Origin of the sequence: Burkholderia sp. IMCC1007 (assembly GCF_027257875.1) — a bacterium.
Lineage (GTDB): Bacteria > Pseudomonadota > Gammaproteobacteria > Burkholderiales > Burkholderiaceae > Burkholderia.
On sequence record NZ_JAPVQY010000026.1, the window covers coordinates 23,121 to 46,532 of the forward strand.

Sequence of the window (23,412 nt, forward strand, 5' to 3'; positions counted from 1 at the left end):
GATCGCCGATGAAGGTTCCATCGTACGGCCACGTGATCCATGGCTGCACTCAGAACGCCGAAGCCTTTTTACAGACAAGGCCCTTCGATGGCTAGAACTGGTTGGAAAAAAGACAGACGACGATTCTAGCAGAAAAAGTTCAGAAAAATCAAACCCAATTTCGCATCGTCGTTGCGGCGGCCCCGGGGCGGGTCGCCGGGCCACAGTCTACAGCCAACCGGCGCGTGCGAACGAAAATGTATCGGCCGTGCCGACCACGACGTGATCGAGCAGCTTCGCGTCGACGAGCTGGAGCGCTTCGTGCAGCGCGCGCGTGAGCCGGCGATCCTCCGCGCTCGGCTGCACCGCGCCGGACGGGTGGTTGTGCGCGATGATGAGCGCCGCGGCATTCAGCGTCAGCGCGCGCCGCACGATTTCGCGCGGATAGACGGCCATCCGTGTCAGCGAGCCGCGCGCGCTTTCTTCCACGTCGATGAGGCCGTGACGGGCATCCAGGTACAGCGTGACGAACACTTCATACGGGCGCGTGCCGATCTTCAGCCGCAGATAGTCTTCGACCGCGCCCGGCGAATCGATCTGCACCCGTACGCGCGCCTTTTCGGCCAGCGCGCGCCGCACGATTTCGGTCACGGCAATCAGCAGCGCCGACCGTGCGGCGCCGATGCCGGGGTGCGTGGCGAACACGTCGGGCTCCGCGTCGAGCATGTCGCGCAGCGAGTTGCCGAACCGCGCGAGCAGTGCGCTCGCGCTGGCGAATACGTCGAGGCCGCCGCCACCGGTGCCGAGCAGCAGCGCGACCAGTTCCGCATCGGTCAGCGCGGCCGGCCCGCGTTCCAGCAGCCGCTCGCGCGGCAGGTTCGGCTTCCAGTTGCGCGGGCGGCGCTTGCGCGGCCGGACAGCGGCCGCGCGGCGGGCCGCGGCGGCCGGGACATCGGCGGTATCGCGACATTCGGTCGCCACGACGGCGAGGCAGGATGACGGCATGCTGAACTCCATTGGCGGCAGGGCGTGCGCGCGACCTCGTCGCACTTTCAGCCTTGCGCGCTCAGGTGACTTACAATATTGGCTTTGCGCCGGGCCTTGCGGCCCATTTCGGGCGCCGACGAACACGAGTAATTCATGAGCCTCATCGATCTATCCGAAGTGAAGCCCGGTTCCCATGTCACGCTGCATTACCGGCTTGCACTGGCCGACGGCGCCGATATCGTCAATACGTTCTCCGACAAGCCCGCCACGCTGCTGCTCGGCGCGGGGCAGCTCGCGCCGTCGCTGGAACAGATTCTGCTCGGGCTGCGGGTCGGCGACCACTCGACTTTTCAGCTAACGCCCGAACAAGGGTTCGGTCCCCGCAATCCCGACATGCTCCAGCGCGTGACGCTGTCGACGCTGCGCGAGAACGGGATGGTCGGCGACGATTTCACGCCGGGCGAGCTGATCGAGTTCAACGCGCCGGACGGCGGTCGCTATGCAGGTGTGCTGAAGGAAGTCAGCGAAACCTCGGCGCTGTTCGATTTCAATCATCCGCTCGCGGGCCAAGCGCTCACGTTCGAAGTGAAAATCATCGGAATCCTGTAATCATGAGCACCACCGATACACTGTCCGGACAGACCGTCGCCGCCGACGCCGAAATCCTGCTCGCCCAGCCGCGCGGTTTCTGCGCGGGGGTCGACCGCGCGATCGAGATCGTCGAGCGCGCGATCGCGATGCACGGTGCGCCGATCTACGTCCGTCACGAGATCGTCCACAACAAGTACGTGGTCGAGGATCTGAAGAAGAAGGGCGCGATCTTCGTCGAGGAGCTCGAGGAAGTGCCGGCCGGCAACACCGTGATCTTCAGTGCGCACGGCGTGTCGAAGGCCGTGCGCGACGAAGCCGACGTGCGCGGGCTGCGCATTTACGACGCAACCTGCCCGCTCGTCACGAAGGTGCACGTCGAAGTGGCGAAGATGCGCCAGGACGGCGTCGACATCGTGATGATCGGTCACAAGGGCCATCCGGAAGTCGAAGGCACGATGGGGCAGGTCGAGCGCGGCATGCATCTTGTCGAGAGCGTCGAGGACGTGCAGAAGCTGCAGCTCGCGGATCCGGAGCGCATCGCACTCGTCACGCAGACCACGCTGTCCGTCGACGATGCGGCCGAGATCATCGGCGCGCTGAAGGCAAAGTATCCGAAGATTCGCGAGCCGAAGAAGCAGGACATCTGCTACGCAACGCAGAACCGTCAGGATGCGGTGAAGTTCATGGCGCCGCAGTGCGACGTCGTGATCGTCGTCGGCAGTCCGAACAGCTCGAATTCGAGCCGCCTGCGCGAAGTGGCCGAAAAGCGCGGCGTGGCCGCGTACATGGTCGACGCGCCCGACCAGATCGATCCCGCATGGGTTGCCGGCAAGCGCCGCATCGGCGTGACGGCCGGCGCATCGGCGCCCGAGGTGCTGGCCCAGGCCGTGATCGCGCGGTTGCGCGAGCTCGGTGTGCGCAATGTACGTGCACTCGACGGCATCGAGGAAAACGTGTCGTTTCCGCTGCCGCGCGGGTTGAACCTGCCGCCTGCCGCCTGATTGCCGCATCGCACCTGCGATACACCCGAAGCGCGCCTCCCCGGCGCGCTTTTTTTTGCACCGCATGATTCACATCGCAACCATTATTCACATTAATGGTGCAACCCGGTTGCTATGCTGCGGCCCAAGCGTCTCTCAAAATTGGTTGCAATGCAGGAAAACCCCATCGAATCAGGATTATTGGCGGCCTATAAATGGAGTTACAATGCGCCCGTTTTCAAGCCGGAATGGCTTTGAAATCGGGTTTTGGCAAGGCGCGGGAGACCTACTCGATGCATGTGAAGTTGGCTGACGCCATGTCTGTCGCCGCACCGGTTGCAATGCTTGGCCGATGCAGCAAAAAGAGCGACGACGGGGCGGGCAGGGAGGCTGCGGTACCCGCAGAACCGGCGGCCAGCGACGTGCGTGCTGCCACGACCGGTGGTGCGGTGCCGTCGGCATGCCGCATTGCGCAATCGGACACAGACAAGGATAACGGGGCACGTTTGGCGATCGAGGAATTCAACGCGCAGGACCCGAAGGTCGGCTTGCAGGCAGCACGGCACGCAGTACTCGCCGCCGCCGCCGCGGCCACCCGGGCAACGGGCACGCGAGTGACCCGACAACGCGCTGCCGGCCGCGATGCGGCCGCAGCGGGGCGCGCCGATCGACGGACGCCCGGGTTTCGGGGCAACGCAGGCAACGTGCAGATGTCGCTGATCCCCGACCATTTAGATTCGACGAAACAGCATGTCGCCGCGACCCGTCGCATTGCGGCAGGCGCGCTGCTTCATTCGACGGATTCCGACGGACTCCTGACGAAAGTCGGGTGCCGTCTTCACGATGCCGGTCACGGCGTCGTGCGGGCGGCGGACGGCGCGCTTGCGAAGCAGGCGGCGGCGTCCGGCATCGGAGCGCAAACCCTTGGCGGCAACGGCATGTGCGCCGCAAAGGTGGTCGAGCCCGCGGACGACGCGGCGCCGAACCTGATCTGCCCGGTTGCGGATTTCATCGCGGCCCGGACGGAAAAAGGCATGGACTTCGGGAAACCGGACGACGGCCGTTTTGGCACGCAGCCCTACGACTTCAAGGAGGCCAACACCACCGTCCTCGATGTCGTGACGATTTAGCGACGGGACTCATGATGGCACCGGAACAGTGCGGTGCCGTTTTTGTATCCGCTCCGGCGGCAGGTCCGGCCGTACAGGCCGGGCGGCGCGCGCCGGGACGATCCACCCTTACCGGTATCGACTAGTACCCGCAGTGTCGCCGAGAAGGCGCGATTCCTCGCTTACCCGCGGGGCGCAACGTCCTCCGGCAGCACGGGCCAAGGAGCTTTAAATGGATATCTTCGTCCAGCAGATCCTCAACGGGCTGGTGCTCGGCAGTGTGTACGCCATCATCGCGTTGGGATACACGATGGTGTACGGCATTCTCGGCATCATCAACTTCGCGCACGGCGACGTGCTGATGATCGGCGCGATGGTCGCGCTGTCTGCGATCACCGTATTGCAGAACCATTTCCCCGGATTGGGCGGCGTCGCGACGCTGACGATCGGCCTTGGCATCGCTGCAGTCGTCTGTGCGTTCGTCGGTTTCACGATCGAGCGCGTCGCGTACCGGCCGCTGCGCCGCGCGCCGCGTCTCGCGCCGCTGATCACCGCGATCGGCGTGTCGATCCTGCTGCAGACGGCTGCGATGATCATCTGGTCGCGCAACCCGCTGCCGTTCCCGCAATTGCTGCCGACCGATCCGATCAACGTGATCAAGGCCACCGACACGACGCCCGGCGCCGTGATCTCGGTGACTGAAATCGTGATCATCGCGGTCGCGTTCATCGTGATGGGCGGCCTGCTGCTGCTCGTGCACAAGACCAAGCTCGGCCGTGCGATGCGCGCGATCGCGGAAAGCCCGAACACCGCGAGCCTGATGGGCGTGAACCCGAACTTCGTGATCTCCGCGACGTTCATGATCGGCTCCGCGCTCGCCGCGCTGGCCGGCGTGATGATCGCGTCCGAATACGGCAACGTGCACTTCTACATGGGCTTCATCCCCGGCATGAAGGCGTTCACGGCAGCCGTGCTCGGCGGGATCGGCAACCTTGGCGGCGCAATGGTCGGCGGCGTGCTGCTCGGCCTGATCGAGCAGCTCGGCGCGGGTTACATCGGCAACCTCACGGGCGGCGTATTCGGCAGTAACTACCAGGACGTGTTCGCATTCATCGTGCTGATCATCGTGCTGGTGTTCCGTCCGTCGGGCCTGCTCGGCGAACGTGTCGCGGACCGCGCGTAACGGAAGGGAGCAAACAACATGACATCCATTCAACCGATCGAATCGTCGACGTCGCTCGTCGAAGAGCGCAACACCGCCAAGACCGTCACCATCGGCATCCTGACCGCGGCCCTCGTGATCGCGGCGCCGATCATCATCGGCTCGGCCGGCGGCAACTACTGGGTCCGCGTGCTCGACTTCGCGATGCTGTACGTGATGCTCGCGCTGGGCCTGAACGTGGTGGTCGGCTTCGCCGGCCTGCTCGACCTCGGCTACATCGCGTTCTACGCAGTGGGCGCCTACACGGCGGCGCTCCTGAGTTCGCCGCACCTGACCTCGCAGTTCGAGTGGATCGCGGCGCTCGCGCCGAACGGGCTGCACGTCCCGTTCCTGATCATCGTGCCGATCGCGATGGCGCTGGCGGCGACCTTCGGGATCCTGCTCGGCGCGCCGACGCTGCGCCTGCGCGGCGACTACCTGGCGATCGTCACGCTCGGCTTCGGTGAAATCGTCCGGATCTTCATGAACAACCTCGACCGTCCGGTGAACATCACCAACGGCCCGAAGGGGATCACGGGCATCGATCCGGTGCACGTCGGCGGCTTCAACCTGTCGCAGACGCACTCGCTGTTCGGCTTCCAGCTGCCGTCGGTGTACATGTACTACTACCTGTTCGTGCTCTGCTCGCTGCTGGTGATCTGGGTGTGTACGCGTCTGCAGCATTCGCGTATCGGCCGCGCGTGGGCAGCGATCCGCGAAGACGAAATCGCGGCGAAGGCGATGGGCATCAACACCCGTAACGTGAAGCTGCTCGCGTTCGCGATGGGCGCGTCGTTCGGCGGCCTGTCGGGCTCGATGTTCGGCGCGTTCCAGGGCTTCGTGTCGCCCGAGTCGTTCACGTTCTGGGAATCGATCGTCGTGCTGGCCTGCGTGGTGCTCGGCGGCATGGGCCACATCCCCGGCGTGATCCTCGGTGCGGTGCTGCTCGCGATCTTCCCGGAATTCCTGCGCTCGACGATGAGCCCGCTGCAGCATGCGCTGTTCGGTCATGACATCGTCGATACGGAAGTGATCCGTCAGGCGCTGTACGGCCTCGCGATGGTCATCATCATGCTGTACCGCTCGGAAGGCCTGTGGCCCGCGCCGAAGCATGAGGACAAGATCGCGAAACTGGCGAAGCGCAACAGCAAGAAGCCGGTGCGCGCTTAACCTACGGACAAGGGGATAAACACATGAGCGACAAGCAAATCCGACTGTCCGTCTCGGGCGTGAACAAGCGCTTCGGCGGGCTGCAGGCGCTGTCCGACGTCGGGCTGCAGATCAAGGAAGGCGAGATCTACGGCCTGATCGGCCCGAACGGCGCGGGCAAGACCACGTTCTTCAACGTGATCACGGGCCTCTACACGCCGGACTCCGGCGAGTTCAAGCTGGACGGCACGGAATACAAGCCGACCGCCGTGCACCAGGTCGCGAAGACGGGCATCGCGCGCACGTTCCAGAACATCCGCCTGTTCGGCGGGATGACCGCACTCGAGAACGTGATGGTGGGCCGTCACGTGCGCACCAAGCACGGGTTGCTCGGCGCGGTGTTCCAGACGCCGGCCGAACGCCAGGAAGAGCGCGAGATCAAGGAACGCGCGATCGAGTTGCTCGAGTACGTCGGCGTGCTGCAGTACGCGGACTACACGTCGCGCAACCTGTCGTACGGCCACCAGCGCCGTCTCGAGATCGCGCGCGCGCTGGCCACCGACCCGAAGCTGCTCGCGCTCGACGAGCCGGCGGCCGGGATGAACGCGACCGAGAAGGTCGAACTCACGCGCCTGCTCGACAAGATCCGCTCGGACGGCCGCACGATTCTGCTGATCGAGCACGACGTGAAGCTCGTGATGGGATTGTGCAACCGGATGACGGTGCTCGATTACGGCAAGGTGATCGCCGAGGGTCTGCCGCAGGACGTGCAGAAGAATCCGAAGGTGATTGAGGCATATCTCGGCGCAGGGGTGCACTGATGGCAGCGGCAATGTTGAAAATCAAGGGCTTGCAGGTCAACTACGGCGGCATCCAGGCCGTCAAGGGCGTTGACATGGAAGTCCGTCAGGGCGAGCTCGTGACGCTGATCGGCGCGAACGGCGCGGGCAAGACCACGACGATGAAGGCGATCACGGGCTTGAAGGCGTACTCGGCGGGCGACATCGAGTACGAAGGCAAGTCGATCAAGGGCGTGCCGTCGCACGAGCTGCTCAAGCGCGGCCTCGCGATGGTGCCGGAAGGCCGCGGGATCTTCGCGCGGATGTCGATCGTCGAGAACATGCAGATGGGCGCGTACCTGCGCAACGACAACGACCAGATCAAGAAGGACGTCGACCGGATGTTCGGCTTCTTCCCGCGTCTGAAGGAACGCGCGACGCAGCTCGCGGGCACGCTGTCGGGCGGCGAGCAGCAGATGCTCGCGATGTCGCGCGCGATCCTGAGCAAGCCTAAGCTGCTGCTGCTCGACGAGCCGTCGATGGGCCTGTCACCGATCATGGTCGAGAAGATCTTCGAAGTGGTGCGCGAGATCTCGAAGGAGGGCATCACGGTGCTGCTGGTCGAGCAGAACGCACGCCTCGCGCTGCAGGCTGCCGACCGCGGCTACGTGATGGACTCGGGCACGGTCACGATGGAAGGCGACGCGAAGCAGATGCTCGACGATCCGAAGGTGCGGGCCGCGTATCTGGGTGAATGAGCGGGCCCGGTGCGGCGCAGCGGCAGATGCCGGCGCGCCGCGCGAGGGCTTTCGAAAGGCTGTCACGGGAAACCGCGACAGCTTTTTTTTCGTCCGGCGCGCCCGGCGGCGAACTGTGCGCGCGGACGCGACTCCATTCATTCGGTTGTGACGCCGACCATGCGGTGCGCAAGGCGGGCACGTGAAGGCTTCCGCAACCGGCCGTCCGCAAACCGGCCGTCCGCAACCGGCCGTCCGCAACCGGCCGTCCGCAACCGGCCGTCCGCAAACCGACACGCGCGCTGCGTAGCATGGTCGATTCATCGGAACACGGAGAGCACGCATGAGTCTGGACTACGGTTTCGTGAAGGCGAAGGTGACGTCGGTGGCGCAGCTGAAGGGTTCGCCGCACGGCAGCGAGATCCAGTATCACATCCACCTGACGCTCGCGTTGCCGACGGGCGACTGGGACGTCGCGATCAACGTCGGCACCAGCGACGCGGACGACCTGCTGAACTACAAGCTCGTCTACGATTTCCATCATCCGGTCACCGCGACGCTCGCGGCCGCGGCCGAAGGCTATACGGATCTCGCCGGGCACGCCGCGCTGCCCGCGCTCGACTATCTGCGTAGCGACATCCTGAACGAGACGGGCGCATGGCGCGCCAGCGCGGTGATGGACGGCACCCAGAATCCGGAGCCGATCCCGTCGCTGCTGCGGCTCGTCAATGCGGCGCAATCGCAGGGGCTCGACGTCGTCGTGTTCGGCCGCACGTATTCGGAAGGCAACGGCATCCACGACACGCACATGAACCAAGGCTCGACAGGCCCGAACTACCTGCATCGCGCGGGCGACGACCACAACGATCACAACGACGTGTGGCAGGACGGCGCACTGATCGTGCGCGTGAGCGATACGCAGTGGGCCGCGTATTTCGCGGCGTTCGAGCAGCAGGCCGTGCCGACCGACGCGCTCGGCAATCCGTTGCCGGGCGCGGGGCCGATCACGCGCTGAGCCGCGTGGCTGCCGGCGGCGGTTTTACGCGGCCGGCAGCGTCTTGCCGAACGAGATGCGTTCCTCGACGCGATAGCCGAGCGCCGCATAGAAGCGGCACGCATCGTCGTTGCCGGGCAGTACCTGCAGATTGACCTTCAGGCAGCCGCGCGCGGCGAGTGCAGTTTCCGCATGCGCGATCAGTGCGCGGCCGATGCCGAGCCGACGTGCATCGTTCGACACGCCGAACGAGTAGAGCCAGCCGCGATGTCCGTCGAAACCCGCCATCAGCGTGCCGACCACCCGCGCGCCGCAGGTCGCGACGAAGAACAGCTCCGGCTGCGTCGCGCGCTTCAGCTCGATCGATCGCAGCGGATCGCGGTGCGGCGGCGCGCCGGCTTCGTCGTACTGCGGGAACGCGTCGCGCCATACCGCGAGCACGGCATCGGTGTCGGCGCGTTCGAACGGGCGGATCGCGACAGCATCGGCGGCGGCATCCATCGCGGCGATCTCCTTACAGCGTGTCGAGGATCGACCGCAGCATCGCCATCATCTGGTCGATCTCTTCGGTCGTCACGTTCAGCGCGGGCATGAAGCGCAGCAGGTTCGGCCGTGCGGCGTTCAGCAGCAGGCCGTCCGGCTGCATGTCGCGCGCCTTCTCGACGATCTGCGGGCCGATGTCCTTGCCGAGCAGCAGCGCGCGCAGCAGGCCTTCGCCGCGTTCGCCTTCGAAGCCGCGCTCCTCCGACAGCTCGAGCAGCTTGCGCTTCAGATACTCGCTGCGCGCACGCACGCCTTCGAGGAAGCCGGGCGCGACGAGCTGCGAGATCACCGAATAGCCGACCGCCGTCATCAGCGGGTTGCCGTTGTACGTGCCGCCCTGGTCGCCGGCCTCGAACACCGCGACATCGGCCTTCGACAGCAGCGCGCCGAGCGGTGCGCCGCCGCCGATGCCCTTCGCGAGCGTCATGATGTCCGGCTCGATGCCGGACAGCTCGTACGCGAACAGCGTGCCCGCGCGGCCGCAGCCGCTCTGCACTTCGTCGACGATCAGCAGCAGGTTGTGCTGCTTCGTCAGCGCGCGCAGCGCCTGCATGAATTCACGCGTCGCCGGGATCACGCCGCCTTCACCCTGGATCGGTTCGAGCATCACGGCGACGGTCTTGTCGGTGATCAGCTTCTCGACCGACTCGATGTCGTTCAGCTCGGCCTTCGGGAAGCCCGGCACTTGCGGCGCGTAGATCGTGTCCCAGCCCGGCTTGCCGCTGGCCGACATCGTCGCGAGCGTGCGGCCGTGGAAGCTGTGGTCGAACGTGATGATCTCGTATGCACCGTTCTTGAACTTGCGGCCCCACTTGCGCGCGAGCTTGATCGCGCCTTCGTTCGCCTCGGCGCCGCTGTTCGTGAAGAACACCTTGTCGAACACGCTGTGCTGCGTGAGCAGGCCCGCGAGCTTCGCCATCGGCTCGTTGTAGAACGCCGGCGACGGGTTCAGCAGCTTTTCGGCCTGCGTCTTCAGCGCTTCGACGATGCCGTCGTTGCAGTGGCCGAGGCTGTTGACGGCCCAGCCCTGGATGAAGTCGAGATAGCGCTTGCCCGTGTGATCGTAGAGCCACGAACCCTTGCCGTGCGTAAACACGATGTCGGGGCGGTTCGTGATGTACATCAGCGAGTCGATCGGGTAATCGTTCAGGGGCATGGCAGCAGACTCCAGCGGGCGTTGAAAAGGAAACGGGCAATAAAAAAGCCACGGAATGCCGTGGCTGGTGGATCGAACAGCTTGTGCGTAACCGGTGAAGCGGGAGCAGGGTTACGCGCGAGTCCGTGACGAGCCGGCGGCATCCGGGCGGAGCGGCGAGCGGCGACGTCGGAGAGCGGACAGGAAGCGGTTCATGTGCGCAAGCATAAGGCATCCCGCGCCCCACTGTAAACCGCCGCGATGCCACGGATGTGACATGGGCGGCGCGCAGCGTGGGACGCGGGCGCGCCCGGTGCTCAGACCGGATGCGCGAGATCGGCGGCGCTCGTGAACGAGTCCGCGTAGAACTCGTCGGCCGGCAGCGCGTGGTGCTGCGTGAAGTCGCGCTGCGCGGACTCGACCATCACCGGTGCGCCGCACGCGTACACCTGGTGGCCCGACAGATCGGGCAGGTCCTCGATCACCGCGCGGTGGACGAAGCCGGTGCGGCCGGTCCACTGGTCGGCGTCGTCCGGCTCGGACAGCACGGGCACGTACTTGAAGTTCGGAATTTCGCGCGCCCACTGCTCGGCGAGCTCGCCGAGGTAGATGTCCTTCTTGCGGCGTGCGCCCCAGTAGAGCGTCATCGGGCGCGTGATGCCCGAGTGCTTCACGTGCTCGACGATCGCCTTGATCGGCGCGAAGCCCGTGCCCGATGCGAGCAGCACGATCGGCTTGTCGGAATCCTCGCGCAGGAAGAACGTGCCGAGCGGGCCTTCGAAGCGCAGGATGTCGCGCTCCTTCATCGCGCCGAACACGTGATCGGTGAACTTGCCGCCCGGCATGTGGCGGATGTGCAGCTCGATCGGGCCTTCCTCGTGCGGCGCGTTCGCCATCGAGTAGCTGCGGCGCGAACCGTCCTTCAGGATGAATTCGACGTACTGGCCCGCGAGGTATTGCAGGCGTTCGTTGGCGGGCAGCTGCAGTTTCACGACCATCACGTCGTCGGCGCGGCGCTCGAGCGCGGCGATCCGGCACGGCAGCTTCTTCACCTGCACGCCGTCGACGCCGGCGATTTCACGCACGTCGATTTCGAGGTCGCACTGCGCCTTCGAGCAGCACAGCAGCGCGAGGCCGCGCGTGCGTTCGTCGTTGGACAGTGCCGACGCGGCGTGCGGGCCCTGTTCGATCTGGCCCGACACGATCTGGCCCTTGCAGGAGCCGCACGCGCCGTTCTTGCACCCGTACGGCAGATGGACATTCTGGCGCAGCGCGGCTGCCAGCACGGTTTCGTCCGACTCGACCTGGAACTGCCGGCCGCTTTGCTTGAGAGTAACGTTGAATGCCATAGAACCAAATAGAACAAAATGTGGGGACCGTGCATCTCGCGCACGGCAGCTACAATGCAAACCCGTTGCGCGCCGCGCAACGGTGGCTACTGATTTCGCAACCAACATGATCGCGACTCGAATCCTGCGCCGGCCGCGCGTGCTGATCGTCGGCTGCGGCGACGTCGGGCTGCGCTGCGTCGCCCAATGGCGCGACGCTCGCCGCAACCCGCGCATCGTCGCGCTGACGAGCCATCCGGGCCGCTGCGACACATTGCGCGCGGCGGGCGCGACGCCGATCGTCGGCAACCTCGACCGCCGGGCGACGCTGGGTCGCCTCGCCGGGCTCGCCCGTACGATCCTGCATCTTGCGCCGCCGCAATCCGACGGTCGCGACGACCTGCGCACGCGTGCGCTGATCGCCGCATTGTCCGTGCCCGCGCGGCGGCCGTCCGTGCCGGCGGTATCGGCGGCCGGCCGGCTTCGCACGCTGCGCGCCGCTGCCCGACAGGCTGGCGCGCCGCGTCGGGAAGCGCGTATTGTACCCGACGCCCTTCGTGCGCCGACGCTCGTCTACGCCAGCACGACGGGCGTATACGGCGACTGCGGCGGCGCGCGAATCGACGAAACCCAGCCGCTGCGCCCGGCCAATCCGCGTGCGTTCCGGCGCGTGTCGGCCGAGCGTCAACTGCGCGCCGCGACGGTGCGCGGCGTGCTGTCCGCGCGGATCGTGCGCATTCCCGGCATCTATGCGGCGAACCGGCTGCCGCTCGCGCGACTCGAGCGCGGCACGCCGGCGCTCGACGCGGCCGACGACGTGTACACGAACCATATCCATGCCGACGATCTCGCGACGATCCTGCGCCGGGCGGCCGTGCGCGGCAGGCCGGCGCGCGCGGTACATGCGTCGGACGACAGCGAACTGCGGATGGGGGAGTATTTCGACCGGGTCGCGCAGGCGTTCGGCCTGCCGCCGCCGCCACGCATCAGCCGCACGGATGCCGAGCGTCAGCTCGAGCCGACGCTCCTGTCGTTCATGCGTGAATCGCGGCGCTTGTCCAACGCCCGGCTCAAGGCCGAATTGTGCGTGACGTTGCGCTATCCGACCGTAGACGAATTCCTTCAAACGGTCGCGCCGCGCCGCGCATCAGGTCAGCGCGGGTAACGCCTCGATCAGCAGGAAGCACAGCAGCGCACCGATCACCGCGCCGATCAGGTTCGGCTGATATTTGTGCTTCAGATGCATCGTGCCCAACAGGCCACCGATCACGATGACACTGATGATTGCGAACGCAATCATCGCCGACGACAGTTCGAAAGAATGGTTGATATTCATGACGTCTCCCCTGCATCGCTGCTCGTGCAGCTTGTGATTCGAGTATAGCGGGGGAACCTGCGGCCGGGACGGGGGCGGCATCGAACGGTCGTGCGGATTTTCCCTTACAGGGTTTTGACCGGATTGCGCAGCATTGAAAGGTCGGCTTCGCCGAGCCACCGCCATGCGCCCGGCGCGAGGTCGTCCGGCAGCGCGAAGCCGCCGATACTTTCGCGGTGCAGCGCCTCGACGCGATTGCTGACCGCGGCGACCATCCGTTTCACCTGATGATATTTGCCTTCGAGCACGGTCAGCGCGAGCGCGTGCGTGTCGCGCGCGGCGGCGGCGACCGCCGCAATCGGCTTCGGCTCGCCATGCAGCCGGACGCCGGTGCGCAGTGCGTGCAACTGGGCGTCGTCGAGCGGGTGGCGCACGGTCGCGACGTAGGTCTTCGGCACCTTGCGCTTCGGCGACGTGTACGCGTGCACGAACTGGCCGTCGTCGGACAGTAGCAGCAGGCCGGTCGTGTCCTGGTCGAGACGGCCGACGCACTGCACGCCGCGCGCGACGAGCGGCGCGGGCAGCAGGCTGAACACGCTCGCGTGGTGTTGCGGGTCGCGCGAACACTCGTAGCCGGCCGGCTTGTTGAGCGCGAGATATGCGTGCGCGTGGAACGGCCACGCGGTGTCGTCGACCGTGAACACGAGGCCGTCGGTGTCGAACGATGCGTCGGGGTCGGTCGCGCTCGCGCCCGCGACGGTGACGCGGCCCGATTCGATCAGGCCGCGGCACTGGCGGCGCGAGCCGAAGCCCTGGGTGTAGAGAATGCTTTCGAGATCCATAGCGCGCGCATTCTATCAAGCGGCGGTGCATGGCCGGCATGAACGTGCATGCGCTGGTAAGCTGCCGGAACGCCGCGCGGCGCCCGTTCATTCTTCACGGACAGTCCATGCCTTTCGATTCATTCCCGTTCGGCCGCCACGCTGCCGCCGTCATTGTCGCCTCGACGGTTTCGTCGGCGGCGTTCGCGCATGCGCATCTCGCGAAGAGCGACCCGGCTGCGGGCGCGGCGGTGGCCACCGCACCGGCCGCCGTCACGATCAACTTCACCGAGCCGCTGGAGCCGGCATTCAGTTCGATCGTCGTCGTCGACGGCGCCGGCAAGACGGTGTCGAACGGCCACGCGCGTATCGATGCGTCGGACCGCAAGCGGATGACGGTGCCGCTCGCGGCGCTCGGCACCGGCGCCTATACGGTGAAGTGGGTGGCCGTCGCGACCGACGGGCATCGCACGCACGGCGCGTACGGCTTCAGCGTGAAGTGACGCAACGGCGGCGGCAGGCCCGCGCCAGCGTTGCCGCCGCCCTTATCCGACAGGGAGTCTCCTGCATGAATCCGACGACGCTCGACGCACTCGCCGATTTCCCCCGTCAGCTCGAAGCGCATTTCGCGGCCGTACCGGACGGCTATGCGCGCTGGACGCCCGACGACTGGAGCGGGATCCCGAGCGAGCAGTTCTCGCCGCTCGGGCAGCTCTGCCATGTGCGCGACATCGAGATCGACGGCTATCACGTGCGGCTGCGGCGAATGCTCGACGAAGGCCACCCGCTGCTCGTATCGATCGACGGCGACGCGCTCGCGATCGAGCGGCGCTACGACGACGCGTCTGCGTCGGACGTGCTCGCGGCGATTCGCGATGCGCGGCGCGAGACGCTGGCGCGGCTGTCGCGCCTCACGCCCGAACAGTTCGAGCGTACCGGCGAGTTCGACGGCTACGGTTCGCTGACCGTGCGCGGGCTCGTCCATTACCTGTGCAGCCACGACCAGCAGCATCTGGCCGGCATGCAGTGGCTGCTCGGCAAGATCGACGCGGCGATGTACGCGCGCTGAGCCGGTTCCCGTTCGCACGATCGACGGCGGAGTCCTGTGCCGCCGTCGGTGCGGCAGGCCACCTTGGCACGCTTCGACTGGATCGGCCGCCGGCTGGTATCGCGACGGCGATTTCGACGCGGCGCCCATCGCGGACGCGATTCTCCGGTTCTGCGAGCGCGACTGAACGCACGGCTTGCGCCGCGGCGCGAGGCCGGTCGAATCGCTCATTCGGTGCGGTGCGGGATGTTGTCCGGGAACGGATAGGGCGCATGCGGCCCCGGCCAGTCGGGCACCGGCGGCTCGCGCAGCAGGTCGCATCCGCCCACTCCGCCCAGCAAGATCGACAGCAGCGTGGCCAGCACGCCGCGGCAAATCGGGCTCGAAATGGCGCGCGTCGACATGGGCCGCCTCCGTGCTTGTGTTTCCTGATGCTTGGACCGCCGGATGGGCGCGCGCGTTGCGGTGCATCCGGCGCGCCGCCGAAAAACAAAAAACCCGCGAAGCGGCGAGCTTGCGCGGGTTTCGACGGTGCAGCGCATGACGCTGCGAAAGACTGGTGCCCAGGGCCGGAATCGAACCGGCACGCCTTGCGGCGGGGGATTTTGAGTCCCCTGCGTCTACCAATTTCACCACCTGGGCTGTGATACTGGCCGCGTATGCGATTGTGCAGAATCATGCGCGGCGAAAGGCGGATTATGGCGGAAATCCGGATGCCGGGCAAGCTATCCGGCATCCGGCGGGCAACTCACTGGCTCAGGTAGACGAAGCGGCCCTGCTTGACGATCCCCATCACGCTCGCGCGTTGATCGAGCCCGACGTGATCCTTGTCGCTCGTATTGACCACGCCGTTCGGCACGACGAGCTCGTGCGCGCGTTCCAGCTCGCGCCGCAGCGCCGTGCGAAACGCCGGCGTGCCGGGCTGCGCGGTCTTCAGCGCGCGGCCGACCGCGTCCGCGAGGCGCGGGTACACGCCTGCCGCGTCGCCCGCGAACTGCGTGACCGTGCCGGCGCCGTATTTCGCTTCATACGCGTCGACGAACGCCAGCGCGGCCTTGCGGGCCGGATGGTCGGCGGGCAGCGTGCGCGCGACGACCACCGGCTGGGTCGGGAACAGCGTCCCGTCGACATCCTTGCCGCCGAGCTTGATGAATTCCGGCGTCGCGATCCCGTGCGTCTGGTAGATCGCGCCCTTGTAGCCGCGCTCGATCAGCGTGCGTTGCGGCAGCACGGCCGGCGTGCCCGAGCCCGCGATCAGGATCGCATCGGGTTTCGCCGCGATCAGCTTCAGCGCCTGGCCGGTGACGCTCGCGTCGGTGCGGTTGAAGCGTTCGGTCGCGATCACGCGGATCTTGCGCACTTCGGCGAAGCGCGTGAACTCGTTCAGCCAGCTGTCGCCGTAGCTGTCCGCGAAGCCGATGAAGCCGACCGTCTTCACGCCGTGGTTGGCCATGTAGCGCGTCATCACATCGGCCATCGCGCTGTCGCTCTGCGCCATCTTGAACGCCCAGGTCCGCGGGCCTTCCTGCGGCTCGACGATCGCGCCGGAGCCGACCAGCGTGATCATCGGCGTCTGCGCGGCCGCCACCGCGTCGAGTGCCGCGAGCGCGGCGGGCGTGATGTTCGGACCCACCACGACGTCGACGTGATCCTCGTCCACCAGCTTGCGGATGTTGCGCACGGCGGCGCCCGGGTCGGACGCGTCGTCGAGCACCGTCACCTGCAGCGGCTGCCCGGCGATCGTCTTCGGCCACATCAGGATCGCGTTCTTGCTGGTGATGCCGATCACGGCGGCCGGGCCGGTCGACGACAGGTCGACGCCGACCTTCAGATCGGCATGCGCGGCCGCACACGCGAGCACGAGGGCGGCGCCGGCGGCTCGGCGCAACAGGGCGGGAAGCGTCATGTGGGAATCTCCGTCGGGCAACGAAAAAGGGGCGCGATATGTGCCCCCGTATTTATACACGCGGGCCCCGGCAAAACGCCAGACCGCGACGGGTTTTCCACGGCGTGGATGCTTCCCGCGGGCGACGCTTCGCGTCCCGGAAAGGCGGCGAGCGACGACTGGTCCGCGGCGCGGCTCAAAGCTCGTACGATTCGGATTCGCCCTTGAGCGCCTGCTCGATCAGCTTGCGGTTCAGCGTCGGCGACAGCAGCTCGACGAGCGTATACACATAGCTGCGCAGGTAAGCGCCCTGCTTGAGCGCGACGCGCGTCACGTTGCTGCCGAACAGGTGGCCGACCGGAATCAGCCGCAGGTTGCGGTCGCGCTCGGGGTTGAACGCGATGTCGGCCATGATCCCGACGCCGAGGCCCAACTCGACATAGGTCTTGATCACGTCGGCGTCGATCGCCTCGAGCACGATGTCCGGCGACAGCCCGCGCAGCGCGAACGCATGGTTGATCTTCTTGCGGCCCGCAAACGCGTCGTCGTACGTGATCAGCGGGTATTGGGCGAGATCGTCGAGCGTGACCGGCTTGCGTTCGAGCAGCGGATGGTCGGCCGGCACGACGGCCGCGTGATGCCACTGGAAGCAGGGCAGCGACACCAGCTCCTTGTAGTCGGAGATCGCCTCGGTCGCGATCGCGAGATCGGCCTGGTCGTGGATCACCATCTCGGCCACCTGTGTCGGGCTGCCCTGCAGGATCGACAGGTGCACCTTCGGGAAGCGCTTCTTGAATTCGGCGATCGCGGCCGGCAACGAATAGCGCGCCTGCGTGTGGGTTGCCGCGATGGTCAGGTTGCCCTGGTCCTGCGCCGCGTAATCTTTTCCGACCCTTTTCAGGCTTTCAACCTCCTGAAGAATCCGCTCGACCGACGCGAGGATGATCCGGCCCGGTTCGGTGAGCGAGCGCACGCGCTTGCCGTGCCGCGTGAAGATCTCGACGCCGAGCTCGTCCTCGAGCTCGATGATCGCCTTCGATACGCCCGGCTGCGACGTATACAGCGCCTTGGCGGCCTCGGTGAGGTTGAAATTCTGCCGGACGGCCTCGCGCACGAAGCGAAATTGGTGCAGGTTCATTTATAACCCTTCCGCATATCAACAGAATTTTTTAGTCGTTTGAAATATAAGGCGAGTTTATTACGATTCACCGGAGTTTTTCAAATATGGATATCTGTTTTCGTCATTAGCAATCCAGCCAGGCAGCGGAAGGCCGGCGGTGGCGGCGGAACGGAGATTCGGGCGCGACGTGGCTAGGACGTCGCGCGGTCACCACGAAAACCCTGGGGTCCCCGAATGTATCAGTACGACCAATACGACCAGACGATCGTCGACGAGCGAGTCGCGCAGTACCGCGATCAGGTGCGCCGCCGGCTGTCGGGCGAGTTGAGCGAAGAGGAGTTCCGTCCGCTGCGCCTGCAGAACGGCCTGTACATGCAGCGCCACGCGTACATGCACCGCATCGCGATTCCGTACGGCAACCTGCGCAGCGACCAGCTGCGGATGCTGGCGCGCATCGCCCGCGAACACGACCGCGGCTATGGCCACTTCTCGACCCGTTCGAACATCCAGTTCAACTGGATCGAGCTGGAAGACACGCCGGAGATCCTCGCGAAGCTCGCGTCGGTGCAGATGCACGGGATCCAGACGTCGGGCAACTGCATCCGCAACATCACGGCCGACCAGTTCGCCGGCGTCGCGCAGGACGAAGAGATCGATCCGCGCCCGTGGTCCGAGATCCTGCGCCAGTGGTCGACGTTCCATCCCGAATTCGCGTGGCTGCCGCGCAAGTTCAAGATCGCGGTGTCGGGCTCGAAGCACGACCGCGCGGCCGTGCAGATCCACGACCTCGGCGTGTACCTGAAGAAGAACGCGCAGGGCGAAGTGGTCGCGAGCATCCTCGCGGGCGGCGGCCTCGGCCGTACGCCGATCGTCGGCGCGGTGATCAAGGAAGACCTGCCGTGGCAGCACCTGCTCACGTACTGCGAAGCCGTGCTGCGCGTATACAACCGCTACGGCCGCCGCGACAACCTGTACAAGGCGCGGATCAAGATCCTCGTGAAGGCGCTGTCGCCGGCGAAGTTCGCGCAGCAGGTCGAGGAAGAGTGGCAGCACCTGAAGGACGGCCCGTCGACGCTCACGCAGGCCGAGCTCGACCGCGTGTCGCAGTACTTCCAGCCGCCTGCGTACGAGAAGCTGCCCGATACCGACGCATCGTTCGAACAGCACCTGCTCGAGAACAAGGCGTTCGCGCGCTGGGTCGAGCGTAACGTCGCGCCGCACAAGGTGCCGGGCTATGCGGCCGTCACGCTGTCGCTGAAGGACCACCGCGCGGCGCCGGGCGACGCGACCGACGCGCAGATGGATCTGGTGGCCGACTGGGCCGACGCATACTCGTTCGGGGAGCTGCGCGTGTCGCACGAGCAGAACCTGATTCTCGCGAACGTGAAGAAGCGCGACCTGTTCGCGGTGTGGGAAAAGGCGAAGGCGGCCGGTTTCGCGACGCCGAACATCGGCCTCTTGACCGACATCATCGCGTGCCCGGGCGGCGACTTCTGCTCGCTGGCGAACGCGAAGTCGATCCCGATCGCGCTGGCGATCCAGCAGCGTTTCGACGATCTGGACTACGTGTACGACCTCGGCGACCTGTCGCTGAACATTTCCGGTTGCATGAACTCGTGCGGTCACCACCACGTGGGCAACATCGGCATCCTCGGCGTCGACAAGGACGGTGCCGAGTGGTACCAGGTGTCGCTCGGCGGCGAGCAGGGCACGGGCCGCAACGGCGCGCGCCTCGGCCGCGTGATCGGGCCGTCGTTCTCCGCGGAAGAAGTGCCGGACGTGATCGCGAAGCTGATCGACACGTACGTCGAGACGCGCGTGGACGGCGAGCGCTTCGTCGACACGTACGATCGCATCGGCATCGCGCCGTTCAAGGAGCGCGTGTATGCGGCGCGCCAGGCAGTGAACGCGTAACCAACCGGGTAGAGGGAATTTGCAGATGGCTTCGATTATCAAGAACCGCGCAGTGATCGACGACGCATGGCAGGTCGTGCGCGCGGCGGAAGACGGTGCGCTGCCCGCGGTCGACGCATTGCCGGCCGGCAAGGTGCTGGTGCCGTTCGCACTGTGGCAGGCCGAGCGCGCCGCGCTCGTCGCCGCGAAGACGAAAGATGAACTCGGCGTGTGGCTCGCGCCGGACAGCGAGCCGGCCGATCTCGTGGCCGACTTCGGCGCGATCTCGCTGATCGCGGTCGACTTCCCGCGCTTCGCGGACGGTCGCGGCTACAGCATCGCGCGCCTGCTGCGCGAGCGCCACGGCTGGACGGGCGAGCTGCGCGCGATCGGCGACGTGCTGCGCGACCAGCTGCTGTACATGTCGCGTTGCGGCTTCGACGCGTTCGCGGTGCGTGCCGACAAGGACATCCACGACGCGCTGAATGCGTTCACGGAATTCACGCAGCGTTACCAGGGCGCGTTCGACGAGCCGGCGCCGCTGTTCCGCCGCCGTGCGGCTGCGCCCGACGTGGCGACGCCCGACACCAAGGTGAGCGCATGAGCACCGCGACCGCCACCGCGCTGACGCCGGAACTCGCCGCGAAGGTCGAACGCCTCGACGCGCTGCTCGCGCAGATCGGCGAGCGTCACGACAAGGTGAAGTTCGCGAGCAGCCTCGCCGCGGAAGACATGCTGCTCACGCACGCGATCCTGTCGAAGGGCGTGTCGATCGGCATCTTCTCGCTGAACACGGGCCGCCTGCATGCGGAAACGCTCGGCATGATCGACCGCGTGCGCGAGCGCTACGGCTACGAGATCGAGCAGTTCCACCCGCAGCAGGACGCGGTCGACCAGTACGTCGCCGAGCACGGCCTGAACGCGTTCTACGAAAGCGTCGAGCTGCGCAAGTCGTGCTGCCACATCCGCAAGGTCGAGCCGCTGAACCGCGCGCTGGCCGACGTCGGCGCGTGGGTCACGGGCCAGCGCCGCGAGCAGTCGGTCACGCGTGCGGAGCTGCACGAGGAAGAACAGGACGAAGCGCGCGGGATCGCGAAGTACAACCCGCTCGCCGACTGGACGGAAGCCGACGTGTGGGCGTACCTGAAAGCATTTGACGTCCCGGTGAATCCGCTGCACGCGCGCGGCTATCCGAGCATCGGCTGCGAGCCCTGCACGCGTGCGATCCGCCCCGGCGAGGACAGCCGGGCGGGCCGCTGGTGGTGGGAGTCGCGCGATACGAAGGAATGCGGGCTGCACATCACGACGATCACGCCGATTCCCGCGAATGCCGAAGCCGGCGCCGCGCACTGAAAGCCGACAAGAAACTGAATATTGCGCCGCCTGCGACAGCGGGCGGCACGAACCCAGAAGAGAAGGACTGAAATCATGAGCACGACGCTCGAGCAATCCGCCTTTGCCCCGCCCACCGGTGCCGACAACCGCATGGGCCACCTCGACTGGCTCGAAGCCGAGTCGATCCACATCCTGCGCGAGCTCGTCGCCGAGTGCAGCAAGCCGGCGCTGTTGTTCTCGGGCGGCAAGGATTCGGTCGTCGTGCTGCATCTGGCGCTGAAGGCGTTCGGCCTCGGCGCGAACCGCAAGACGACGCTGCCGTTCCCGCTCGTGCATATCGACACGGGCCACAACTACGAGGAAGTGATCGACTTCCGCGATCGCCGCGCGCAAGAGCTCGGCGCCGAGCTGGTGGTCGGCCACGTCGAGGATTCGATCAAGCGCGGCACGGTCGTGCTGCGCCGCGAAACCGATTCGCGCAACGCCGCGCAGGCCGTCACGCTGCTCGAGACGATCGAACAGCACGGCTACACGGCGCTGATCGGCGGCGCGCGCCGCGACGAAGAGAAGGCGCGTGCGAAGGAGCGGATCTTCTCGTTCCGCGACGAATTCGGCCAGTGGGATCCGAAGGCGCAGCGCCCGGAACTGTGGAGCCTGTACAACGCGCGCCTGCACAACGGCGAGCATCTGCGCGTGTTCCCGATCTCGAACTGGACCGAGCTCGACGTGTGGCAGTACATCGCGCGCGAGAACCTCGAACTGCCGTCGATCTACTACGCGCACCAGCGCGAGATCGTGCGCCGCAACGGGCTGCTCGTGCCGGTCACGCCGCTCACGCCGATGCGTGACGGCGAGACGAGCGAGCTTGCGCAGGTGCGCTTCCGCACGGTCGGCGACATCAGCTGCACGTGCCCGGTCGAGAGCGACGCGGACGACGTCGAGAAGATCATCGCCGAGACGGCGGTGACCGAGATCACCGAACGCGGCGCGACCCGGATGGACGATCAGGCATCCGAAGCCGCGATGGAACAGCGCAAGAAGCAAGGTTATTTCTGAAGCACACGAGGACATTCACATCATGAGCATCATCGAGAACACCGAAGACCTCGGCGTGTTGCGCTTCATCACCGCAGGCAGCGTCGACGACGGCAAGAGCACGCTGATCGGCCGCCTGCTGTACGACAGCAAGGCCGTGCTGTCCGACCAGCTGTCCGCGCTGTCGCGCGCGAAGAACAAGCGCACGGTCGGCGACGAGCTCGACCTCGCGCTGCTGACGGACGGCCTCGAAGCCGAGCGCGAGCAGGGCATCACGATCGACGTCGCATACCGCTATTTCGCGACCGCGAAGCGCAAGTTCATCATCGCCGACACGCCTGGCCACGAGCAGTACACGCGCAACATGGTGACGGGCGCATCGACCGCGCATGCGGCGATCATCCTGGTCGACGCAACGCGCATCACGGTCGAGAACGGCGTCGTGCAACTGCTGCCGCAGACCAAGCGCCACAGCGCGATCGTCAAGCTGCTCGGGCTGCAGCACGTGATCGTCGCGATCAACAAGATGGACCTCGTCGACTACAGCGAAGCGCGCTTCAACGAAATTCGCGACGCGTACGTCGCGCTCGCGAAGCAGCTCGGCCTGACCGACGTGCGCTTCGTGCCGGTGTCGGCACTCAAGGGCGACAACATCGTCGGCGCGAGCGAGCGCATGCCGTGGTATGCGGGCGAGCCGCTGCTGGACGTGCTCGAATCGCTGCCCGTCGAGACGCAGGCGCATGACGCGCTGCGCTTCCCGGTGCAGTGGGTCGCGCGCCAGGACGGCAGCTCGGCCGACGACTTCCGCGGCTACATGGGCCGGATCGAGTCGGGCGAGGTGAAGGTCGGCGATGAGATCGTCGTGCTGCCGTCGAACCGCACCGCCACGATCGCCGAGATCGTCGCGCCGGTGCCGGGCGGCACCGCATCGGTTGCGCACGCATTCGCGGGCCAGACGGTGACGATTCGTCTCGAGGAAGACGTCGACGTGTCGCGCGGCGACATGTTCGTCACGACCGCCGAGCCGGTCGCGCCGGCGAAGAAGCTCGAGGCCGACCTGTGCTGGTTCGACGAGACGCCGCTGTCGCCGCAGCGCAAGTATCTGCTGAAGCAGACCACGAGCACGGTGTTCGCGAAGATCGGTGCAGTCAAGGAAGTGCTCGACGTGCATACGCTGTCGCAGGCCACCGACCGTCAGGAACTGAAGATGAACGACATCGGCCGCGTGGCGCTGACGCTGCAGAAGCCGATCGTCTGCGACACGTACGACGCGCATCCGGGCACGGGCGCATTCGTGCTGATCGACGAGGCGACGCACCACACGGTCGCCGCGGGCATGATCCGGGCGTTCTCGGCATAACCGGCGTTGGGCGCCCCCCCCGCCGCGGCGCGCGCCCGGCGCCCGCCCCCCCGGGGCCACAAACCAACCGCCCAACCAGGGGCACGGT

Annotated in this window: 25 protein-coding genes and 1 tRNA gene; 16 read left to right on the plus strand and 10 right to left on the minus strand. The window is 66.4% G+C overall.

From position 1 onward, the window contains the following. Positions 1-207: 207 nt before the first annotated feature. Positions 208-984 (minus strand): RadC family protein, encoded by a 777-nt coding sequence (radC, locus tag O1Q03_RS21645; RefSeq protein WP_269506005.1) that lies wholly within the window; start codon positions 982-984, stop codon positions 208-210. Positions 985-1,119: 135 nt separating this feature from the next. Here radC and O1Q03_RS21650 point away from each other — a divergent pair, with 135 nt between their 5' ends. The 8 genes from O1Q03_RS21650 to O1Q03_RS21685 all read left to right on the plus strand — a co-directional run bounded on the left by O1Q03_RS21650 (position 1,120) and on the right by O1Q03_RS21685 (position 8,527). Further along, the gene (locus tag O1Q03_RS21650; RefSeq protein ID WP_006757321.1) at positions 1,120-1,575 is read left to right on the plus strand and encodes an FKBP-type peptidyl-prolyl cis-trans isomerase; all 456 of its coding nucleotides are present in this window, start codon (positions 1,120-1,122) and stop codon (positions 1,573-1,575) included. A 2-nt stretch (positions 1,576-1,577) separates the two neighbouring features. Beyond that, on the plus strand, positions 1,578-2,558 hold the full coding sequence (ispH, locus tag O1Q03_RS21655; RefSeq protein WP_175775720.1) for a 4-hydroxy-3-methylbut-2-enyl diphosphate reductase: 981 nt from the start codon (positions 1,578-1,580) through the stop codon (positions 2,556-2,558). Between the two features lie 272 nt (positions 2,559-2,830). Then, positions 2,831-3,667 carry a branched-chain amino acid ABC transporter gene (locus O1Q03_RS21660; protein ID WP_269506089.1) on the plus strand — a complete coding sequence of 279 codons (837 nt, stop codon included), beginning with the start codon at positions 2,831-2,833 and terminating at the stop codon, positions 3,665-3,667. Between the two features lie 211 nt (positions 3,668-3,878). Continuing rightward, entirely contained in the window at positions 3,879-4,829 is a 951-nt protein-coding gene (locus tag O1Q03_RS21665) for a branched-chain amino acid ABC transporter permease (protein ID WP_269506010.1), read from the plus strand. Between the two features lie 18 nt (positions 4,830-4,847). Beyond that, positions 4,848-6,017, plus strand: a complete 1,170-nt coding sequence (locus O1Q03_RS21670) for an ABC transporter permease subunit (RefSeq protein ID WP_269506011.1) — start codon at positions 4,848-4,850, stop codon at positions 6,015-6,017. 23 nt (positions 6,018-6,040) lie between these two features. Next, complete coding sequence (locus O1Q03_RS21675) at positions 6,041-6,817, plus strand: ABC transporter ATP-binding protein (protein WP_044845603.1); 777 nt, start codon at positions 6,041-6,043, stop codon at positions 6,815-6,817. Further along, positions 6,817-7,533, plus strand: coding sequence for an ABC transporter ATP-binding protein (locus O1Q03_RS21680; RefSeq protein WP_269506017.1), 717 nt, complete (start codon positions 6,817-6,819; stop codon positions 7,531-7,533). The genes O1Q03_RS21675 and O1Q03_RS21680 overlap by 1 nt, the downstream gene beginning before the upstream one ends. A gap of 322 nt (positions 7,534-7,855) precedes the next feature. After that, positions 7,856-8,527 carry a DUF2278 family protein gene (locus O1Q03_RS21685; RefSeq protein WP_269506018.1) on the plus strand — a complete coding sequence of 224 codons (672 nt, stop codon included), beginning with the start codon at positions 7,856-7,858 and terminating at the stop codon, positions 8,525-8,527. 24 nt (positions 8,528-8,551) lie between these two features. Here O1Q03_RS21685 and O1Q03_RS21690 read toward each other — a convergent pair whose 3' ends face one another. From O1Q03_RS21690 to O1Q03_RS21700, 3 genes are all read right to left on the minus strand, one after another. Then, positions 8,552-9,007, minus strand: a complete 456-nt coding sequence (locus tag O1Q03_RS21690; RefSeq protein WP_269506020.1) for a GNAT family acetyltransferase — start codon at positions 9,005-9,007, stop codon at positions 8,552-8,554. 13 nt (positions 9,008-9,020) lie between these two features. Further along, on the minus strand, positions 9,021-10,205 hold the full coding sequence (locus O1Q03_RS21695; RefSeq protein ID WP_269506022.1) for an acetylornithine transaminase: 1,185 nt from the start codon (positions 10,203-10,205) through the stop codon (positions 9,021-9,023). A 296-nt stretch (positions 10,206-10,501) separates the two neighbouring features. After that, on the minus strand, positions 10,502-11,533 hold the full coding sequence (locus O1Q03_RS21700; RefSeq protein ID WP_269506024.1) for a CDP-6-deoxy-delta-3,4-glucoseen reductase: 1,032 nt from the start codon (positions 11,531-11,533) through the stop codon (positions 10,502-10,504). 106 nt (positions 11,534-11,639) lie between these two features. Between O1Q03_RS21700 and O1Q03_RS21705 the strand changes: the two genes are divergently transcribed. Further along, positions 11,640-12,677, plus strand: coding sequence for an NAD-dependent epimerase/dehydratase family protein (locus tag O1Q03_RS21705; RefSeq protein ID WP_269506092.1), 1,038 nt, complete (start codon positions 11,640-11,642; stop codon positions 12,675-12,677). Here the strand turns inward: O1Q03_RS21705 and O1Q03_RS21710 are convergent. Together O1Q03_RS21710 and O1Q03_RS21715 are read right to left on the minus strand one after the other, a co-directional pair. Next, positions 12,660-12,848: a hypothetical protein gene (locus O1Q03_RS21710; protein ID WP_269506025.1), complete on the minus strand. Its 189-nt coding sequence runs from the start codon at positions 12,846-12,848 to the stop codon at positions 12,660-12,662. The two genes, O1Q03_RS21705 and O1Q03_RS21710, sit on opposite strands and share 18 nt — an antisense overlap. Positions 12,849-12,952: 104 nt before the next feature. Continuing rightward, entirely contained in the window at positions 12,953-13,669 is a 717-nt protein-coding gene (locus tag O1Q03_RS21715; protein WP_269506026.1) for a pseudouridine synthase, read from the minus strand. Positions 13,670-13,776: 107 nt separating this feature from the next. On the opposite strand from O1Q03_RS21715, the gene copC reads away from it, so the two are divergent. Then, positions 13,777-14,151 carry a copper homeostasis periplasmic binding protein CopC gene (gene copC, locus O1Q03_RS21720; RefSeq protein ID WP_269506027.1) on the plus strand — a complete coding sequence of 125 codons (375 nt, stop codon included), beginning with the start codon at positions 13,777-13,779 and terminating at the stop codon, positions 14,149-14,151. Between the two features lie 65 nt (positions 14,152-14,216). Continuing rightward, positions 14,217-14,717: a DinB family protein gene (locus tag O1Q03_RS21725; RefSeq protein ID WP_269506028.1), complete on the plus strand. Its 501-nt coding sequence runs from the start codon at positions 14,217-14,219 to the stop codon at positions 14,715-14,717. 206 nt (positions 14,718-14,923) lie between these two features. Here O1Q03_RS21725 and O1Q03_RS21730 read toward each other — a convergent pair whose 3' ends face one another. The 4 genes from O1Q03_RS21730 to O1Q03_RS21745 all read right to left on the minus strand — a co-directional run bounded on the left by O1Q03_RS21730 (position 14,924) and on the right by O1Q03_RS21745 (position 17,719). Next, entirely contained in the window at positions 14,924-15,100 is a 177-nt protein-coding gene (locus O1Q03_RS21730; protein WP_269506029.1) for a hypothetical protein, read from the minus strand. Between the two features lie 153 nt (positions 15,101-15,253). After that, positions 15,254-15,338: transfer RNA gene (locus O1Q03_RS21735), tRNA-Leu, on the minus strand. Positions 15,339-15,444: 106 nt separating this feature from the next. Continuing rightward, on the minus strand, positions 15,445-16,602 hold the full coding sequence (locus tag O1Q03_RS21740; protein ID WP_269506030.1) for an ABC transporter substrate-binding protein: 1,158 nt from the start codon (positions 16,600-16,602) through the stop codon (positions 15,445-15,447). A gap of 175 nt (positions 16,603-16,777) precedes the next feature. Beyond that, a complete protein-coding gene (locus tag O1Q03_RS21745; protein ID WP_014896306.1) occupies positions 16,778-17,719 on the minus strand; it encodes a CysB family HTH-type transcriptional regulator in 942 nt (313 codons plus the stop codon). A gap of 216 nt (positions 17,720-17,935) precedes the next feature. Here O1Q03_RS21745 and O1Q03_RS21750 point away from each other — a divergent pair, with 216 nt between their 5' ends. From O1Q03_RS21750 to O1Q03_RS21770, 5 genes are all read left to right on the plus strand, one after another. Beyond that, positions 17,936-19,615, plus strand: coding sequence for a nitrite/sulfite reductase (locus O1Q03_RS21750; protein ID WP_269506031.1), 1,680 nt, complete (start codon positions 17,936-17,938; stop codon positions 19,613-19,615). A gap of 25 nt (positions 19,616-19,640) precedes the next feature. Next, positions 19,641-20,198: a DUF934 domain-containing protein gene (locus tag O1Q03_RS21755; protein ID WP_269506032.1), complete on the plus strand. Its 558-nt coding sequence runs from the start codon at positions 19,641-19,643 to the stop codon at positions 20,196-20,198. Next, complete coding sequence (locus O1Q03_RS21760) at positions 20,195-20,947, plus strand: phosphoadenylyl-sulfate reductase (protein WP_269506033.1); 753 nt, start codon at positions 20,195-20,197, stop codon at positions 20,945-20,947. Before O1Q03_RS21755 ends, O1Q03_RS21760 begins: the two co-directional genes overlap by 4 nt. Before the next feature lie 75 nt (positions 20,948-21,022). Continuing rightward, positions 21,023-21,985 carry a sulfate adenylyltransferase subunit CysD gene (gene cysD / locus O1Q03_RS21765; protein ID WP_059952667.1) on the plus strand — a complete coding sequence of 321 codons (963 nt, stop codon included), beginning with the start codon at positions 21,023-21,025 and terminating at the stop codon, positions 21,983-21,985. 22 nt (positions 21,986-22,007) lie between these two features. Further along, a complete protein-coding gene (locus O1Q03_RS21770) occupies positions 22,008-23,324 on the plus strand; it encodes a sulfate adenylyltransferase subunit 1 (RefSeq protein ID WP_269506034.1) in 1,317 nt (438 codons plus the stop codon). The last annotated feature ends 88 nt before the right edge of the window (positions 23,325-23,412 follow it).

Excerpts from the sequence above, each read along its gene's own strand:
- O1Q03_RS21695 (WP_269506022.1), bottom strand. The coding sequence starts at position 10,205 with ATGCCCCTGAACGATTACCCGATCGACTCGCTGATGTACATCACGAAC.
- cysD (WP_059952667.1), top strand. The coding sequence starts at position 21,023 with ATGAGCACGACGCTCGAGCAATCCGCCTTTGCCCCGCCCACCGGTGCC.
- O1Q03_RS21705 (WP_269506092.1), top strand. The coding sequence starts at position 11,640 with ATGATCGCGACTCGAATCCTGCGCCGGCCGCGCGTGCTGATCGTCGGC.
- O1Q03_RS21680 (WP_269506017.1), top strand. The coding sequence starts at position 6,817 with ATGGCAGCGGCAATGTTGAAAATCAAGGGCTTGCAGGTCAACTACGGC.
- O1Q03_RS21715 (WP_269506026.1), bottom strand. The coding sequence starts at position 13,669 with ATGGATCTCGAAAGCATTCTCTACACCCAGGGCTTCGGCTCGCGCCGC.
- O1Q03_RS21710 (WP_269506025.1), bottom strand. The coding sequence starts at position 12,848 with ATGAATATCAACCATTCTTTCGAACTGTCGTCGGCGATGATTGCGTTC.
- O1Q03_RS21660 (WP_269506089.1), top strand. The coding sequence starts at position 2,831 with ATGCATGTGAAGTTGGCTGACGCCATGTCTGTCGCCGCACCGGTTGCA.
- O1Q03_RS21760 (WP_269506033.1), top strand. The coding sequence starts at position 20,195 with ATGAGCACCGCGACCGCCACCGCGCTGACGCCGGAACTCGCCGCGAAG.
- O1Q03_RS21675 (WP_044845603.1), top strand. The coding sequence starts at position 6,041 with ATGAGCGACAAGCAAATCCGACTGTCCGTCTCGGGCGTGAACAAGCGC.
- O1Q03_RS21740 (WP_269506030.1), bottom strand. The coding sequence starts at position 16,602 with ATGACGCTTCCCGCCCTGTTGCGCCGAGCCGCCGGCGCCGCCCTCGTG.
- O1Q03_RS21745 (WP_014896306.1), bottom strand. The coding sequence starts at position 17,719 with ATGAACCTGCACCAATTTCGCTTCGTGCGCGAGGCCGTCCGGCAGAAT.
- O1Q03_RS21750 (WP_269506031.1), top strand. The coding sequence starts at position 17,936 with ATGTATCAGTACGACCAATACGACCAGACGATCGTCGACGAGCGAGTC.
- O1Q03_RS21690 (WP_269506020.1), bottom strand. The coding sequence starts at position 9,007 with ATGGATGCCGCCGCCGATGCTGTCGCGATCCGCCCGTTCGAACGCGCC.
- radC (WP_269506005.1), bottom strand. The coding sequence starts at position 984 with ATGCCGTCATCCTGCCTCGCCGTCGTGGCGACCGAATGTCGCGATACC.
- ispH (WP_175775720.1), top strand. The coding sequence starts at position 1,578 with ATGAGCACCACCGATACACTGTCCGGACAGACCGTCGCCGCCGACGCC.
- O1Q03_RS21755 (WP_269506032.1), top strand. The coding sequence starts at position 19,641 with ATGGCTTCGATTATCAAGAACCGCGCAGTGATCGACGACGCATGGCAG.
- O1Q03_RS21730 (WP_269506029.1), bottom strand. The coding sequence starts at position 15,100 with ATGTCGACGCGCGCCATTTCGAGCCCGATTTGCCGCGGCGTGCTGGCC.
- O1Q03_RS21700 (WP_269506024.1), bottom strand. The coding sequence starts at position 11,533 with ATGGCATTCAACGTTACTCTCAAGCAAAGCGGCCGGCAGTTCCAGGTC.
- O1Q03_RS21665 (WP_269506010.1), top strand. The coding sequence starts at position 3,879 with ATGGATATCTTCGTCCAGCAGATCCTCAACGGGCTGGTGCTCGGCAGT.
- O1Q03_RS21725 (WP_269506028.1), top strand. The coding sequence starts at position 14,217 with ATGAATCCGACGACGCTCGACGCACTCGCCGATTTCCCCCGTCAGCTC.
- O1Q03_RS21685 (WP_269506018.1), top strand. The coding sequence starts at position 7,856 with ATGAGTCTGGACTACGGTTTCGTGAAGGCGAAGGTGACGTCGGTGGCG.
- O1Q03_RS21770 (WP_269506034.1), top strand. The coding sequence starts at position 22,008 with ATGAGCATCATCGAGAACACCGAAGACCTCGGCGTGTTGCGCTTCATC.
- O1Q03_RS21670 (WP_269506011.1), top strand. The coding sequence starts at position 4,848 with ATGACATCCATTCAACCGATCGAATCGTCGACGTCGCTCGTCGAAGAG.
- O1Q03_RS21650 (WP_006757321.1), top strand. The coding sequence starts at position 1,120 with ATGAGCCTCATCGATCTATCCGAAGTGAAGCCCGGTTCCCATGTCACG.
- copC (WP_269506027.1), top strand. The coding sequence starts at position 13,777 with ATGCCTTTCGATTCATTCCCGTTCGGCCGCCACGCTGCCGCCGTCATT.